This is a genomic window from Acinetobacter sp. S4400-12, assembly GCF_024129495.1.
Taxonomy (GTDB): domain Bacteria; phylum Pseudomonadota; class Gammaproteobacteria; order Pseudomonadales; family Moraxellaceae; genus Acinetobacter; species Acinetobacter lwoffii_C.
Window position 1 is genome coordinate 1 of record NZ_JAMXYB010000110.1, and the last position, 420, is coordinate 420.

Sequence of the window (420 nt, forward strand, 5' to 3'; positions counted from 1 at the left end):
ACCAGCCGCCTGAAGAACCGGTTTCATTTAAAGGCCAGCCGGCCCCGTGCATCACCAGACCTGGCTTATGTTTGGCCGGATCAATTTCCCAGAGTTCTTTAATCCCGATCCCGTAGTGCTGTGGATCAGCATCTTTATCCAGATTGAATTTTTGAATCAGGCGTTTACCTAAATGGCCACGGCAGCCTTCAGCAAAGATGGTGTATTTGGCATGCAGCTCATAGCCCGGGGTGAAGTTATGCGTCGGTTCGCCATCTTTGCCAATGCCCATATCACCGGTTTGAATACCTTTCACCGTACCATCTTCATGGTAGAGAATTTCAGCAGCTGCAAAGCCCGGGAAAATGGAGACTTCCAGCTCTTCGGCTTTCTGGCCTAACCAGCGCACCACGTTGCCGAGGGAAATGACATAGTTGCCAT

1 protein-coding gene is annotated in these 420 nt (G+C 50.7%); it reads right to left on the minus strand.

The annotated features are described in order from the left end of the window. Positions 1-420: NAD(P)/FAD-dependent oxidoreductase (locus tag NI461_RS14360; RefSeq protein WP_367273583.1), on the minus strand; the 420-nt coding region annotated here is incomplete at both ends.